This window comes from Streptomyces sp. NPDC001070 (assembly GCF_053598835.1).
Genome location: NZ_JBSFLB010000002.1, coordinates 403,677 through 418,690 on the forward strand (window position 1 = coordinate 403,677; position 15,014 = coordinate 418,690).

The following is a 15,014-nucleotide window of genomic DNA, read 5'->3' on the forward strand; positions in this document are numbered from 1 at the left end:
GGGGGTACCAGAGAGCGTTTATCCAGGTATCGGGACCACCTGGCAATGGTCTGAGCTCTCAGGCACTCTGGATATATGACGTCTCCCAGCGCCGCCGCGCGGAGCGAGCTCGCCTCCTTCCTCCGCAGCCGCCGTGAACGGATCTCCCCCGAGCAGGTCGGACTCCCGCCCGGCCGCCGGCGGCGCACCCCGGGGCTGCGCCGCGAGGAGGTGGCCCAGCTGGCCGCGGTCGGGGTGACCTGGTACACGTGGCTCGAGCAGGCCCGGGAGATCCAGATCTCCGCCCAGGTGGCCGACTCCATCGCCCGCGCCCTGATGCTCGACCCGAACGAGCGCACCCACGTCTTCCTCCTCGCCGGGGTGGCGGACCCCAACCCGCGCGCCCAGTGCCCGGGGATGTCCGACCAGATCCGCGAGATGCTGACGAAGCTGGAGCCGCTGCCCGCCGCCGTCCTCAACAGCCGCACCGACGTCATCGCCCACAACCGCACCTATGGGCGGCTGGTCGACGACCTCGACGCCCTGCCCTTCGAGGACCGCAACATCATGTGGCTGGCCTTCACCGATCCCGCCTGGCGCGAGGGGCTGCCCGACTGGCACGAGACCAGCCGGCAGCTGGTCGCCAAGTACCGCGCGGCGATGGCCGAGCACCTGGCCGAGTCGCCCTGGAAGGCACTGGTCAAGCGGCTGGAGCAGGCATCTCCCGAATTCCGGGAACTGTGGGAGCGCCACGAGGTGCAGGATCCGGAGAACCGCACCAAGCGCTTCCTCAACCCCCAGGTGGGCCTGCTGACCTTCCACTTCACCCATCTGTGGCTCGGCCCAGGCCAGGGCCCCCGGCTGGTCACCTACATCCCGGCGGACGACGTCACCCGCGAGCGGCTGGACCGGCTGTACGAGATCGTCACCTCCGCCCCGAGCGCTATGCCGGCGCCTGCGTGAGGAGCCGTCGCCGCGTCTCCATGAGCGCGAAGCCCAGCAGATTCAGGCCGCGCCACTGCGCCGGGTCGGCGGCCCGCTCGTCGTCGGAGGCCAGGCCGATGCCCCATATGCGGTCCACCGGGCTGGCCTCCACCAGCACACGCGAGCCCGTGCCCAGCAGATAGCCGCGCAGCGCCGGATCCTGGCCGAACTTGGCGACATTGCCCGCCACGACCAGCTCCTCGCGCCGTCGCTCCCAGGTCTCGTTGTCGAAGCCGCGGACCTGCCGCCCGAGTTTCTTCGCGGCGTGCGGGTGCGGCGAGGCGAGGATCCTGGCGAGGGTCTGCGCGTCGTCGAAGAGACGGGCCTTGCCGGCCATCATCCAGTGCTCCGCCGTGGCGTAGCCGATGCCGTCGACGGTGAACTCCGAGGGCCACCACTGGCTCAGGCAGCCCGCGCCGACGCTGCCGTCGCGCTGCGGCTGATGGCCCCAGAAGAACAGATACCTGGGCCGGACGCCGCGCGCGGTCAGCTGTGTCAGCGCCGCGCGTGAACGCGCGTCGCGGGGCTCGGTGATCTGCGTTCCGGTCATGTCGCCGACCGTAGCGCCAGGGTCCGACAACGGCCCGCGAATTTCAGGCGTGCCCGGGCGGCGCCTGCCCGGGGGGCACGGGCGAGGACTCCAGCAGCTTCGCCACGACGCGGTCCAGCACCGCCAGCTCCGCGGCGTCCAGCTCCACCAGGCCCGGCGGGGGAGTGCCCAGGATGCGGTCGGCCTCCGCCGCCGCGGCGGCGCCGGCGGGCGTGACGGTCACCAGCTTGCGGCGCCGGTCCCGCGGGTGCGGTGTGCGCTCCACGAGCCCCCGCCGGGCGAGGTCGTCGACGACCAGCGTGACGTACGGGCGGTCCGTCATGAGGTCGGAGGCGAGGTCGCCCGGGGTCACGGGGGCCACCGCTATCCGGCGCAGCGCCTTGACCCGGAAGAAGCTCATGCCGAGCGCGTCGGCCACCTCACGGCGGCGTTCGTTGCGCTCCAGGACGAGGGTGCGCAGATCGCGCCACACCCGGGTGGCCCTGTCCTCGCCCGCCTCGGTGCCTTCGTTCATCGTGCGCCCACCGGCTCCCGGGCCGCGTCCACGGTGAGCCGTTCCGCGGCGCGTTCGGCCGTGCCCGCCGCCCAGTGGCCCGAGGTGAGCCAGCCCAGCACCAGGACCGCCACACCGCAGCCCGTGATGATCCACCACGCGGTGAGGCCGAGCCCGGCGGCGAGGGCGGCGCCGATGACGGCGACCCCCAGCGACTGGCCGACCTGCCGGCTGGTCGAGGCGACCGCTGCGGCGACCCCGGCCTGGCTCCGCGGCATGCCGGAGACGGCGGTGTTGGTGATCGGCGCGTTGACGAAGCCGAAGCCGATGCCGAACAGGACGTACGCCGTGAACAGCTTGGCGTCCGAGGACGTCGCGTCCAGCGCGGCGAACATCACGCCGCTCGCGGTGGTGGCCGCACCCGCCAGCAGCAACGGCAGCCGGGGCCCGCGGCTGCCGACGATCCGCCCGGACAGCGGGGCGCAGACCAGCGCCATGGCCGCCATCGGCAGCAGGTGCAGGCCTGCCTCCAGGGCGGACATGCCGCGCTGGTCCTGCAGATACAGGGTGTTGAGGAAGAGGAAGCCGGCGAGGGCCGCGAAGGCGCTCACCGCTATCACGGTCGCCCCGCTGAAGGGCGCGCTGCGGAAGAAGCGCGGATCGATCAGCGGCTCCGTGCGCCGCCGCTCGTAGCCGATCAGGACCACCGCCGAGCACAGCGCCAGGACGAGGCAGCCGACGATGACCGGGGAGCCCCAGCCCGCCGCGGGGGCCTCGATGATCGCGTACGTCACCGAGCCGAGCAGCGCGATGACGAGCAGCTGCCCCACCGGGTCGATCCGGCGCGGCCTGGGGGCGCGGGACTCGGGGACGTACCGCGCGGTGAGCACCAAGGCGAGCAGGCCGATGGGCAGGTTGATCCAGAAGACCGAGCGCCAGCCGACCGACTCCACGAGCGCGCCGCCGATGATCGGCCCGGCCGCCATGCTGATGCCGACGACGCCGCCCCACGCCCCGATCGCCCGCGCGCGCTCGCGTGGGTCGGTGAAGACGTTGGTGATGATCGACATCGCGACGGGGTTGAGCATCGAGCCGCCGATCGCCTGCAGCATGCGGAAGAACACCAGCCACTCCAGGCTGGGGGCGATGCTGCACAGCCCGGACGCCACGGTGAAGATCACCAGACCGGTGCGGAAGATCCGGCGCCGGCCGATGCGGTCGGCGGTGGAGCCGGAGAGCATGAGCAGCGAGGCCAGCACGAGTGTGTACGCGTCGATGGTCCACTGCAGGCCGGAGATGGAGGTGTGCAGGTCCCGGCGCATCGAGGGCAGCGCGACGTTCAGGATGGTGTTGTCGAGGCTGACGATCAGCAGGCTCATGCAGCAGATGGCCAGCACCAGCAGACGTCTGCGCCGGCTCAGCTCGGGCATCGGCCGTTCCTGTCTCCGTGGCGGTGGCCCGGGTCGATGACCCGGGCCCGTGGATTGATTGTACGTGTGTAACCATTTCACGTTACAGCCAGTGCCTCCCCGGCGATACGGGAGAATGGTCCGCATGACTGCTGACGCCACCGCTCCCGCACTCCGCATCGGCCCGCACACCGTGTGGCCGCCGGTGGTGCTGGCACCGATGGCCGGGATCACGAACGCGCCGTTCCGCACGCTGTGCCGTGAGTTCTCCGGCGGCAAGGGGCTCTTCGTCTCCGAGATGATCACCACCCGGGCCCTCGTCGAGCGCAACGACAAGACGATGCAGCTGATCCACTTCGACGGCAGCGAGAAGCCGCGCTCGATCCAGCTGTACGGGGTCGACCCGGTCACCGTCGGCAAGGCGGTCCGGATGATCGTCGACGAGGACCTGGCCGACCACATCGACCTGAACTTCGGCTGCCCCGTCCCCAAGGTGACCCGCCGGGGCGGCGGCTCGGCCCTGCCGTACAAGCGCAACCTGCTCCGCTCGATCCTGCGCGAGGCGGTCGGCAACGCCGGCGACCTGCCGGTCACCATCAAGATGCGCAAGGGCATCGACGACGACCACCTCACCTACCTGGACGCCGGCCGGATCGCCGTCGAGGAGGGTGTCACGGCCGTCGCGCTGCACGGCAGGACCGCCTCCCAGCACTACGGCGGCACGGCCGACTGGGAGGCGATCGCCCGCCTCAAGGAGCACGTCCCGGAGATCCCGGTGCTGGGCAACGGCGACATCTGGAGCGCCGAGGACGCGGTCCGCATGATGCGGGAGACCGGCTGCGACGGCGTCGTCGTCGGCCGCGGCTGCCTCGGCCGGCCCTGGCTCTTCGGCGACCTCGTGGCCGCCTTCGAGGGCGGCGGCGCCCCGGCCGCCCCGACGCTGCGCGAGGTCGCGGGGGTGATGCGCCGCCACGCCGAGCTGCTGGGACAGTGGCTGGGCGACGAGGAGCGCGGCGTCATCGACTTCCGCAAGCACGTCGCCTGGTACACCAAGGGCTTCTCGGTCGGCTCCGAGATGCGCCGCAAGCTGGCGATGACGTCCTCCCTCGCCGAACTCGACGCCCACCTCGCCGATCTCGACCTGGACCAGAATTGGCCGGATGGCGCCGAGGGGCCGCGCGGCCGGACGGCCGGGACCAAGCGCGTGGTGCTCCCGGACGGCTGGCTGAAGGACCCCTACGACTGCTCGGTGGTCGTCGGCGCCGATGCCGAGCTGGACACTTCGGGCGGCTGAGGACGTTTCCCCGGTCCACGCGGACGTCCGCACCGTAAGACGGGGAGCCGTGAGGACGAGTGATTCTCGCCACGCCTGATAGGGGCGTCGCTCAGATGAGCGGCGAGAGTGTCATGACACCTCTCCAATGAGTGGCACTGGGTGCCATCGTTGTCGTGGTCACCTGATCAAGTCATCCTCACGTGGAGTAGTCGATTCCGAGTGGGGCGATCACGTGGCGAGAGCATGTGTTCGACGATTGAACGCATCCAGTGTTCACCCGGAGGGACGTCAGCGCTTTCGATCTCTCGGCGGATGGGTGGTTACGACCGTGTGACCTGGTGATTGACGTACTGCGGCGCCTTCGAGATGGGTACGCTCCCCGCCGTCAGGGCATCCCGGCCGCGAGGAGCGAGTCCCGTGTCGGAAGAACAAGTAATCCAGAAGTTCGTCTACGACTTCACTGAGGGCAACAAGGACCTCAAGGACCTGCTCGGCGGCAAGGGAGCGAACCTTGCCGAGATGACCAACCTCGGTCTGCCCGTCCCTCCGGGCTTCACGATCACCACCGAGGCGTGCAAGGTCTACCTGGAGTCCGGCGCCGAACCCGCGGCGCTGCGCGACGAGGTGAGTGCGCACCTCGAAGCGCTCGAGCAGAAGATGGGCAAGAAGCTCGGGCAGGCGGACGACCCGCTGCTGGTGTCGGTCCGCTCCGGGGCGAAGTTCAGCATGCCGGGCATGATGGACACCGTCCTCAACATCGGCCTGTCCGACGCGTCGGTCACCGGCCTGGCCGCGCAGGCCGGCAACGAGCGCTTCGCGTGGGACTCCTACCGGCGCCTCATCCAGATGTTCGGCAAGACCGTGCTGGGCGTCGACGGCGAGCTCTTCGAGGAGGCGCTGGAGGAGGCCAAGCGGGCCAAGGGCACCCACAACGACCTCGACCTGGACGCGGCCGACCTGCAGGGCCTGGTCGAGCAGTTCAAGGCCGTCGTCGCCAAGGAGACCGGACGGGACTTCCCGCAGGAGCCGCGTGAGCAGATGGACCTGGCCGTCCGGGCGGTCTTCGACTCCTGGAACGGCGAGCGCGCCAAGCTCTACCGTCGCCAGGAGCGCATCCCCGGCGACCTCGGCACCGCCGTCAACGTCTGCTCGATGGTCTTCGGCAACCTCGGCTCCGACTCCGGCACCGGCGTCGCCTTCACCCGCGACCCGGCCACCGGCCACCAGGGCGTGTACGGCGACTACCTGAGCAACGCGCAGGGCGAGGACGTCGTGGCGGGCATCCGCAACACCGTGCCGCTCGCCGAGCTGGAGCAGTTGGACAAGGCGTCCTACGACCAGCTGATGCAGATCATGGAGACCCTCGAGACGCACTACAAGGACCTGTGCGACATCGAGTTCACCATCGAGCGCGGCAAGCTGTGGATGCTGCAGACCCGCGTCGGCAAGCGCACCGCGGCCGCCGCCTTCCGCATCGCCACCCAGCTGGTCGACCAGGGCCTGATCGACGAGGCCGAGGCGCTGCAGCGGGTCAACGGCGCCCAGCTGGCGCAGCTGATGTTCCCCCGCTTCGACGAGAAGGCGAAGGCCGAGCGGATCGGCTGGGGCATCGCCGCCTCGCCGGGCGCGGCGGTCGGCAAGGCCGTCTTCGACTCGTACACCGCCGTCAAGTGGTCGCGCTCCGGCGAGAAGGTCATCCTCATCCGCCGTGAGACCAACCCCGACGACCTCAACGGCATGATCGCCGCCGAGGGCATCCTCACCTCGCGCGGCGGCAAGACCTCGCACGCGGCCGTCGTCGCCCGCGGCATGGGCAAGACCTGTGTCTGCGGCGCCGAGGAGCTCGAGGTCGACACCAAGCGGCGCCGGATGACCGCGCCCGGCGGGATCGTCGTCGAGGAGGGCGACGTCATCTCCATCGACGGCTCCTCCGGCAAGGTCTACCTGGGCAAGGTGCCGGTCGTCCCGTCCCCGGTCGTGGAGTACTTCGAGGGCCGCATGCACGCGGGCGCCGACGACGCCGACGAGCTGGTGCGTGCGGTGCACCGGATCATGGCGTACGCGGACCGCGTCCGCCGCCTGCGGGTGCGCGCCAACGCCGACAACGCCGAGGACGCCTCCCGCGCCCGCCGCTTCGGCGCCCAGGGCATCGGCCTGTGCCGCACCGAGCACATGTTCCTCGGCGAGCGCCGCGAGCTGGTCGAACGGCTGATCCTCGCCGACACCGACTCCGAGCGCGACAAGGCCCTCTCCGCGCTGCTGCCGCTGCAGAGGTCCGACTTCATCGAGCTCTTCGAGGCGATGGACGGGCTGCCGGTGACCGTGCGCCTGCTGGACCCGCCGCTGCACGAGTTCCTGCCCGACATCACCGAACTGTCGGTCCGGGTCGCGCTCGCCGAGTCCCGCAAGGACGCCAACGAGAACGACCTGCGCCTGCTCCAGGCCGTCCACAAGCTCCATGAGCAGAACCCGATGCTCGGCCTGCGCGGTGTCCGCCTCGGCCTGGTCATCCCGGGTCTGTTCGCCATGCAGGTACGGGCGATCGCGGAGGCCGCCGCGGAGCGCAAGGACGCCAAGGGCGACCCGCGCGCCGAGATCATGATCCCGCTGGTGGGCACCGTCCAGGAGCTGGAGATCGTCCGCGAGGAGGCCGAGGCCGTCATCGCCGAGGTCGAGGCCGCCACCGGCACCGAGCTCCGGCTCACCCTCGGCACGATGATCGAGCTGCCGCGCGCCGCCCTGACCGCCGGTCAGATCGCGGAGGCCGCCGAGTTCTTCTCCTTCGGCACCAACGACCTCACCCAGACGGTCTGGGGCTTCAGCCGCGACGACGTCGAGGCCAGCTTCTTCACCGCCTACCTGGAGAAGGGCATCTTCGGCGTCTCCCCGTTCGAGACCATCGACAAGGACGGCGTCGGCTCCCTCGTCCGCTCCGCCGCCGCGGCCGGCCGTGCCACCCGGCCCGACCTCAAGCTCGGCGTCTGCGGCGAGCACGGCGGTGACCCCGAGTCCGTCCACTTCTTCCACGAGGTGGGCCTGGACTACGTCTCCTGCTCCCCGTTCCGCATCCCCGTCGCCCGCCTGGAGGCGGGCCGGGCCGCAGCGCAGAGCAAGGGCAGCGACAGCCGGTAACCCCGGCCCTGAAGACCATCTCCAACCCTCACCGGGGGCGGCACCTTTGTGCGAAGGTGCCGCCCCCGCTTCCTCGTCCGGCCGCGACCGGGCTACGGCCTGAACGGGCCGCGCACCTCGTAGCTGATGCCGCCCGACGAGCTGCCCCGGGGGTGGGTCCCGTGGACGTGGCCGCGGCTGACTTCCTCGCACGACAGCCAGGTGGTCCACGGTGTCCTGCCGCCGGCGCAGTTCTGCCGGGTGCCGGAGAGGATCCGGTAGGCAGCGGTGATGTCACCGGAGGAGCCGAACCTGACCGCGCTCGCCCCGCCGCCCGGTTCGATCTCCGACCCGGAGACGTGGATCCACCCGGCGCCGTCGGCGAAGCACGCGCCGCCGTCGGTCGCGTTGTGCCAGGTGTACGACGTGCCCGCGACGGTTGGCCGGAGCGGGCGATGACACGGCTGGTGAAACCGCTCGGCAGCGCAATGCCGTTGGCGTCGGCCGCTCGGCAGCGCGCCGTAGGGGCCGGCGCCCGGCTGGGCGGCGCGGCACAGGCCGCTGCGCGCATGAGGGTGCCGCCGAAGGCGGCCGCCGAGGTGCCGGGCACCGTTCCGCGCAGGAAGGTCCGACGTTCCACGACCACTCCAGGGACGACGGGGTGGCCGCCCGGACCCATCGCCGCGGACGGGTCGCGCACCGGAAGGCCGGGGTGCGTGCCCCGACGCCGTCGGCGGCACAGCGTGAACCACCCGCCGCGGTCTGTCGCATTCGCCGGCCCGGTAGACGCCCCGGGGCGGCGCGGCGGCGGAGGGCGGCTGCCTCACGGGGCCGCCGGCAGCTCGTACCGGACGCCCGTCAGCTGTTCGGAGGCCGCCCACAGCAGCTCGCCCGCGCGGTCGTCGCGGGTCCACGAGGCGCGCCAGGAGGGGGCCGGCGAGCCGCGCCAGCCCTGGAAGCGGGGGCCGGTGAAGGAGTCGGGGAGGACACCGGGCGCCGTGGCGGCGTAGAGCAGCGGGAGCGCGCCGGCGTCGGCGGACTGGGCGATGGCGCGGTTGCCGAGGTTCATCAGGCGTTCGGTGAGCCGCCGGTTCTCCATGCGCGCGGCGCGGGTCTGCAGATTGGTGTCCGCGTAGCCGGGGTGCGCCGCCGCGGCGACGGTGTCGGCGCCCGCGGCGGCCAGCCGCCGGGACAGCTCGTGGACGAAGAGCAGATTGGCGCTCTTGGAACGGCCGTAGGCGATCCAGCGGCGGTAGCGGCGTTCGCTGTTGAGGTCGCCGGGGTCGATGTTGGCGACGGCGTGCATGCCGCTGGAGACGGTGACGACGCGGGCGCCCGGGGTGGTCAGCAGGCGCGGCAGCAGCAGCCCGGTGAGGGCGAAGTGGCCGAGGTGGTTGACGCCCATCTGGGTCTCGAAGCCGTCGGCGGTGGTGCCGTACGGCAGGGCCATCACGCCCGCGTTGTTGACCAGCAGGTCGAGACCGGTGTCGTCGTACCCGGCGGCGAAGGCGCGCACGGAGGAGAGGTCGCCGAGATCGAGGTGGCGGTAGCCGGCGCGGGCACTGGGCACTTCGGCCTTCAGGCGCTCGACGGCCTCCTTGCCGCGCGTCTCGCTGCGGCAGGCCAGCAGCACACGTGCGCCCCTGCGGGCCAGCTCGCGGGCGGTGCAGTAGCCGAGGCCGCTGTTCGCGCCGGTGACGACGGCGGTGCGGCCGCTCTGGTCGGGGATGTCGTTCGCGGTCCAAGCCATGCGGGCCAGCGTAGGGCCGCCGCGCCGCCCTGGCGGGCACGCGGCGGCCCTTCGGCGTCAGGAGTGCGGGGGACGGTCCTCGCCGGTGCTGCCCGAACCGAACTCGTCGCCCAGCTTCTCCTGGGCGGTGTCGACCTGGCGCTGGTACTTCCCGCCGGTCTTGTCGTCCAGCGTGTCGCCGCCCTTGTCGATGCCCTTCTGGGTCTGGCTCTCGTGGCCCTTCAGCTTGGCCTTGATCTTGTCGAACATGGACATCGCTGTCCTCCTCGCCGTGAGTGGCACTTCTCTCAGCATCACCGCCCCGACGAAGATCCGCATCCGGAGCCCGAGTGGGTGTGACTTGGCAGGTCAGACGGTGTGCGGCCGCCGTGGGCGGCGGCCACGGCTGCGGCCGTACGGTCAAACGGCGCGGCCCGTGCCACCGCTCAGCCGGCGAAGGCCACCCGGCCGCCGATGTCGACGGAGCCGTCCGGATGCACCCGGGTCAGGATCTGCGATCCCACGCCCTGACGGACGTCCAGCGGCCGCCCCAGCTCACCGGTGAGCACCAGGGCGGCCGCCCCCGTCGCCTCGTCCTCCACGATGCCGTCGCCCCGCCGCGGGAAGGCCCGGGCCCGCACCCGTCCGGCGGCCTCGTCCGCCCAGGCCCAGGCGTACAGCCAGCCCTCCCCGGGCGGCGGCGCCGGCAGCGCGTCCACCTCCGCGGGAGAGCCGTACCGCTGTGTACGGCGTCCCGACGCCCACGCGGCGCGCCCGCGCACCCATGTGAACTCGTTCTCCGCCCACGCCTTCACCTCGCCGGCGGGCGGCCGGAGCACCCCGGCCCCCAGCAGCCACGCCGTGCCCACCGTGGGATGGCCCGCGAACGGCAGCCGCACACTCGGCGTCCAGATGTCCACGACTCCGCGCTCGGCGTCGTCCACGAACACGGTCTCGCTGTACCCGAGCTCCGCGGCCAGCCGCTGCCGCGCCTGCGCCCCGGGCACGGACTCCCCGTCCCGTACGACGCCGAGCAGATTCCCGCCCCGCCCGTCGGGACCGATGAACACCCGCAGCACCTGAAGATCGACCATGCGTCGATTCAAGCAGGCGCCGCGCGGGTCATCGCGTCCGGACCGCGAAGGCCGGCACCGAGACCGCCTCGTCGTCGAGGCAGCGGCCGTTCTCCAGGTCGAAGCGCTGCTTGAGCAGCGGGGAGGCGACGAAGGCCCGGCCCTCGGCGGTCGAGCCGAGCAGGCCGCGGGACAGGACGTAGGCGCCGGTGAAGGGGTCGCGGTTGTCGATGGCGTAGAGGCGGCCGTGCCGGTCGGTGAAGAGGGCGGCCTGGCGGCCGCCGGGGAGGAGGGCGGCGACGCCGCGGCCGGGGGTGAGGACCTCGTGCTCGCAGACGGCGAACCAGTCGGCGGTGCCGGGGAGGAGGACTTCGACGGTCATGCGGTGGTGCTCCCTTCGAGGGTGCGGACGGTGAGCACCGGGCCGGCGAGGAGGCCGAGGTCGGGCTTGACCTGGTCCCGCTCGGGGACGAACCCGACCGACGGGTCCGGCACGCCCGGCGCGTTGACGAAGGAGACAAAGCGCCGCAGCTTCTCCGGGTCGCCCAGGGTCTCGGCCCATTCGTCGCGGTAGTTGGCGACGTGGTCGGCCATCAGCCGCTCCAGCTCCCCGCAGATGCCCAGCGAGTCGTGGACGACGACGTCCCGCACGTGGTCGAGCCCGCCCTCGATCCGCTCCAGCCAGCCGGCGGTGCGCTCCAGGCGGTCGGCGGTGCGGATGTAGAACATCAGGAAGCGGTCGATGAGCCGGACCAGCTCCGCGTCGCTCAGGTCCTGGGCGAGCAGGTCCGCGTGGCGCGGGGTGGCGCCGCCGTTGCCGCCGACGTAGAGGTTCCAGCCGTTCGCGGTGGCGATGACGCCGAAGTCCTTGCTCTGCGCCTCCGCGCACTCGCGCTGGCAGCCGGAGACGGCGGACTTGAGCTTGTGCGGGGAGCGCAGGCCCCGGTAGCGCAGCTCCAGGTCGATGGCCATGCGCACGCTGTCCTGCACGCCGTAGCGGCACCAGGTTTGCCCCACGCAGGACTTCACGGTGCGCAGCGCTTTGCCGTACGCGTGGCCGGACTCGAAGCCGGCGTCGACCAGCCGGGCCCAGATCATCGGCAGCTGCTCGACCCGGGCGCCGAAGAGGTCGATCCGCTGACCGCCGGTGATCTTGGTGTAGAGGCCGAAGTCGCGCGCCACCTCGCCGATGACGATCAGCTTCTCGGGGGTGATCTCACCGCCCGGGATGCGCGGCACGATCGAGTACGACCCGTTTCTCTGCAGGTTGGCCAGGAAGTGGTCGTTGGTGTCCTGCAGCGCGGCCTGCTCGCCGTCCAGGACGTAGCCCGACGCGCCGATCGTCGGGGCGAGCGAGGCGATGATCGAGCCGACGGCCGGCTTGCAGACCTCGCAGCCGTCGCCACCGCGTGCGCCGTCCCGGCCGTGGTGGTCGATCAGCTCGCGGAAGGTGGTGATCCGCAGGGCCCGCACGATCTCGTACAGCTCCTGGCGGGTGTGGCCGAAGCAGCCGCACAGGCCCTTGTCGACCTCGACGCCCGAGGCCTCCAGCTCCGCGGTGACCAACTGGCCCAGCACCTTCACGCAACTGCCGCAGCCGGTGCCGGCCTTGGTGCACTTCTTCACCTCGGGGACCGTGGTGCAGCCGTGCTCCGTGACCGCGCCGCGGATGGTGCCCTTGGCGACGTTGTGGCAGGAGCAGATCACCGCCTCGTCCGGCAGCGCCGACGGGCCGAGCGCCACGGGCGCCCCGGCGCCCGCCGGGAGCACCAGCTGCTCGGGGGAGACCGGCGGCACCGAGCCCGTCAGCGGGCGCAGCATGCCGTACTGCTCGGCGTCCCCGACCAGGATGCCGCCCAGCAGCACGCCCTCGGGCGAGACGACCAGCTTCTTGTAGACGCCGGAGCGGGAGTCGGAGTAGACGACGTCCAGGCAGCCCGCGGTCGCGCCGTGCGCGTCGCCGAAGGAGGCCACGTCGACACCGAGCAGCTTGAGCTTGGTGGAGGTGTCGGCGCCGGTGAAGGAGCCCGCCTCGCCCGCGATCGCCTTCGCGGCGGTCTCCGCCATGTCGTAGCCCGGCGCCACCAGGCCGTAGACCCGGCCGTCGGCGGCCAGCGCGCACTCGCCGATCGCGTAGACGTGCGGGTCATCGGTGCGGCAGGCCGCGTCGACGACGACGCCGCCGCGCTCGCCGACCGGCAGCCCGCACTCGCGGGCCAGCTGGTCCCGGGGCCGTACGCCCGCCGAGAAGACCACCAGGTCGACGTCGAGCGACGAACCGTCCGACAGGGCCATGGCCGTGACCGAGCCGTCCCCGGCCATGAGGACCTCCCGCGTGCCCACCCCCGTGTGGACGGCCACGCCCATGTCCTCGATGGTGCGCCGCAGCGCCTCGCCGCCGCCCTCGTCGACCTGCACCGGCATCAGGCGCGGCGCGAACTCCACGACGTGCGTGTCCAGTCCGAGCCCCTTGAGCGCGCCCGCCGCCTCCAGGCCGAGGAGCCCGCCGCCGACCACCGCGCCGGTGCGCGAGGTCATCGCGTACTCCTCGATCGCCAGCAGGTCCTCGATCGTGCGGTAGACGAAGCACCCCGTCGCGTCCTTGCCGGGGACCGGCGGCACGAAGGGGTACGAGCCGGTGGCCAGCACCAGCGTGTCGTAGCCGACCGTCAGACCCGAGCGGGCCGTGACCGTCCGGGCCTGCCGGTCCACGGCGACCGCCGGATCGCCCAGGTGGAGCTCGATGCCGTGCTCGGCCATGAAGCCGGCCTCCACCAGGGACAGCCCCTCGGGGCTGGTGCCCGCGAAGTACGAGGTGAGGTGGACGCGGTCGTACGCCGGACGGGGCTCCTCGCAGAACACCACCACCCGGGCGCGGGAGGTCAGGCCCCGGTCGGCCAGCGCCTCAAGGAACCGCTGTCCGACCATCCCGTGGCCGACGAGCACGATGGTGGGCGTGGTCATATCAGGACCCTCCGTTGTCGGTGAGCAGGTGAAGCGGAGAGGAGGGCAGCGGCTCGTCGCCCTCCCAGGTGCGGGCCAGGGCGCCCACGGTGCTGAGGTCGCCGAGGAGGATTCCGCCGACCAGGCGGTCACCGCGCAGGACGACCTTGCGGTAGGCGCCGCGTGTGGCGTCGGCGAGGCGGAGCACGTCGTCGCCCGGCGCGGGCGTGGTCTCGCCGAAGGCGGCGATGTCCAGGGCGGCCGGGCCGTTCAGGGTGAGCCGGGTCAGCGAACGGGTGCCGCCGTACCGCCGCGCGGGGCCGGCCGTCAGGACGTCCGCCAGCGCGTCCGCCTGCTCGGTGGCCGGACCCGCGAGACCGTAGACGACGCCGTCGTGCTGGGCGCAGTCGCCGACGGCGTGCACGGACGGGTCGGAGGTGCGCAGGGCGTCGTCCACGACCACGCCCTTGGCGACCGCCAGGCCCGCCGCCTGGGCGAGCCCGACCCGCGGCCGGACCCCGCAGGCCAGGACGACGAGGTCGGTGCCGAGGCAGTAGCCGTCGGCGAGTTCGACGGCGGTGACGACGGGGCGCGCGGCCGTGCGGCCGCCTGCGGCTTCGCGGGGCAGGGTCAACGGGCGCGCGCCGGCAGTCCGGTCGCCGCGCGCCGACAGGGCGAGCCGCAACTGCCGTGAGGGCTGCGCGACGCCGTCCTCACCACGGGTCAGCAGACCGCGCACCCGGCACTGGGTGTGCACCTCGACGCCCAGCCCCTCCAGATGCGCGCGCAGCAACCCCGAAGCCGCCTCGTCCAGATGGCGTTCCATCAGATGTTCGCCCTGGGTGGCGATCACCACCTGCGCGCCGCGCGCCGCCAGCGCCCGCGCCGCCGACACCCCGAGCAGCCCGCCGCCGACGATCACCGCGCGGGCCCCGGGGCGCACCGCCGCCGAGAGCGCCAGGCAGTCGTCCATCGTGCGGAAGGCGTGCACCCCCTCGGGGAACGTGCCGCTGCCCTCGGCGAACAGCCCGCGCAGCGGCGGCAGCACCGGGTTGGAGCCGGTCGCCAGCACCAGCCTGTCGTACCGGACCGCACCGCCGTCGTCGCAGACCACGGTCCGCTCGTCGCGGTCGATCCGCACCACCCGCACGCCCCGGCGCACCACCGCGCCGGGCGCGCCCGGCAGGGCGACCACGTCGGGCGCGTACCGGCCGGCCAGCACCTCCGCGAGCAGCACCCGGTTGTACGGGGCGTGCCGCTCCTCGCCGATCACCGTGACGTCCGCGCCGGAGGGCGCCAGGCGCTGCGCGAGGCGCGCCCCCGCCATTCCGCCGCCGACCACCACCATCCTCATGCGACGAGCGTGCGGTGCCGCTGTTAACCGGCCGCATCCCCGTCGTTTCCCCCGGGGAACAGTGCCCTCAGCGCCGGCCGGGGCCCGCTGTGAGCGGGAAGTGGCCCAGCGGA

At 72.5% G+C, this 15,014-nt stretch carries 12 protein-coding genes and 1 pseudogene; 3 read left to right on the forward strand and 10 right to left on the reverse strand.

Translation table 11 applies throughout. The features are described 5' to 3' along the window. Positions 1-75 precede the first annotated feature (75 nt). Positions 76-942, forward strand: a complete 867-nt coding sequence (locus ACWDAS_RS04115; RefSeq protein WP_450387235.1) for a helix-turn-helix transcriptional regulator — start codon at positions 76-78, stop codon at positions 940-942. Here ACWDAS_RS04115 and ACWDAS_RS04120 read toward each other — a convergent pair. The 3 genes from ACWDAS_RS04120 to ACWDAS_RS04130 are packed head-to-tail and all read right to left on the reverse strand — an operon-like array spanning position 923 to position 3,436. Next, positions 923-1,513 carry an NADAR family protein gene (locus ACWDAS_RS04120; protein ID WP_450387237.1) on the reverse strand — a complete coding sequence of 197 codons (591 nt, stop codon included), beginning with the start codon at positions 1,511-1,513 and terminating at the stop codon, positions 923-925. The genes ACWDAS_RS04115 and ACWDAS_RS04120 overlap by 20 nt on opposite strands. A gap of 43 nt (positions 1,514-1,556) precedes the next feature. Next, the gene (locus ACWDAS_RS04125) at positions 1,557-2,027 is read right to left on the reverse strand and encodes a MarR family winged helix-turn-helix transcriptional regulator (RefSeq protein ID WP_450387240.1); all 471 of its coding nucleotides are present in this window, start codon (positions 2,025-2,027) and stop codon (positions 1,557-1,559) included. Then, positions 2,024-3,436, reverse strand: a complete 1,413-nt coding sequence (locus tag ACWDAS_RS04130) for an MFS transporter (protein ID WP_450387242.1) — start codon at positions 3,434-3,436, stop codon at positions 2,024-2,026. The genes ACWDAS_RS04125 and ACWDAS_RS04130 overlap by 4 nt, the downstream gene beginning before the upstream one ends. A gap of 124 nt (positions 3,437-3,560) precedes the next feature. Here ACWDAS_RS04130 and dusB point away from each other — a divergent pair, with 124 nt between their 5' ends. Both dusB and ppdK read left to right on the forward strand, forming a co-directional pair. Further along, positions 3,561-4,709: a tRNA dihydrouridine synthase DusB gene (dusB, locus tag ACWDAS_RS04135; RefSeq protein WP_450387244.1), complete on the forward strand. Its 1,149-nt coding sequence runs from the start codon at positions 3,561-3,563 to the stop codon at positions 4,707-4,709. Positions 4,710-5,126: 417 nt separating this feature from the next. After that, the gene (ppdK, locus tag ACWDAS_RS04140) at positions 5,127-7,823 is read left to right on the forward strand and encodes a pyruvate, phosphate dikinase (RefSeq protein ID WP_450387291.1); all 2,697 of its coding nucleotides are present in this window, start codon (positions 5,127-5,129) and stop codon (positions 7,821-7,823) included. A gap of 143 nt (positions 7,824-7,966) precedes the next feature. Here the strand turns inward: ppdK and ACWDAS_RS04145 are convergent. From ACWDAS_RS04145 to ACWDAS_RS04175, 7 genes and pseudogenes are all read right to left on the reverse strand, one after another. Continuing rightward, positions 7,967-8,442 (reverse strand): annotated as a pseudogene (locus ACWDAS_RS04145) (alkaline phosphatase PhoX); the annotation flags it as partial. Between the two features lie 183 nt (positions 8,443-8,625). Beyond that, the gene (locus tag ACWDAS_RS04150; protein ID WP_450387246.1) at positions 8,626-9,552 is read right to left on the reverse strand and encodes an oxidoreductase; all 927 of its coding nucleotides are present in this window, start codon (positions 9,550-9,552) and stop codon (positions 8,626-8,628) included. A gap of 57 nt (positions 9,553-9,609) precedes the next feature. Further along, positions 9,610-9,807 carry an antitoxin gene (locus ACWDAS_RS04155; protein ID WP_450387248.1) on the reverse strand — a complete coding sequence of 66 codons (198 nt, stop codon included), beginning with the start codon at positions 9,805-9,807 and terminating at the stop codon, positions 9,610-9,612. A gap of 170 nt (positions 9,808-9,977) precedes the next feature. Further along, positions 9,978-10,625, reverse strand: a complete 648-nt coding sequence (locus tag ACWDAS_RS04160) for a PhzF family phenazine biosynthesis protein (RefSeq protein ID WP_450387250.1) — start codon at positions 10,623-10,625, stop codon at positions 9,978-9,980. Positions 10,626-10,653: 28 nt separating this feature from the next. After that, positions 10,654-10,986 carry a nitrite reductase small subunit NirD gene (nirD, locus tag ACWDAS_RS04165; protein ID WP_450387252.1) on the reverse strand — a complete coding sequence of 111 codons (333 nt, stop codon included), beginning with the start codon at positions 10,984-10,986 and terminating at the stop codon, positions 10,654-10,656. Then, positions 10,983-13,568 carry a nitrite reductase large subunit NirB gene (nirB, locus tag ACWDAS_RS04170; protein WP_450387254.1) on the reverse strand — a complete coding sequence of 862 codons (2,586 nt, stop codon included), beginning with the start codon at positions 13,566-13,568 and terminating at the stop codon, positions 10,983-10,985. Before nirB ends, nirD begins: the two co-directional genes overlap by 4 nt. A gap of 1 nt (position 13,569) precedes the next feature. Next, positions 13,570-14,895 (reverse strand): NAD(P)/FAD-dependent oxidoreductase, encoded by a 1,326-nt coding sequence (locus ACWDAS_RS04175; RefSeq protein ID WP_450387292.1) that lies wholly within the window; start codon positions 14,893-14,895, stop codon positions 13,570-13,572. Positions 14,896-15,014: the final 119 nt, after the last annotated feature.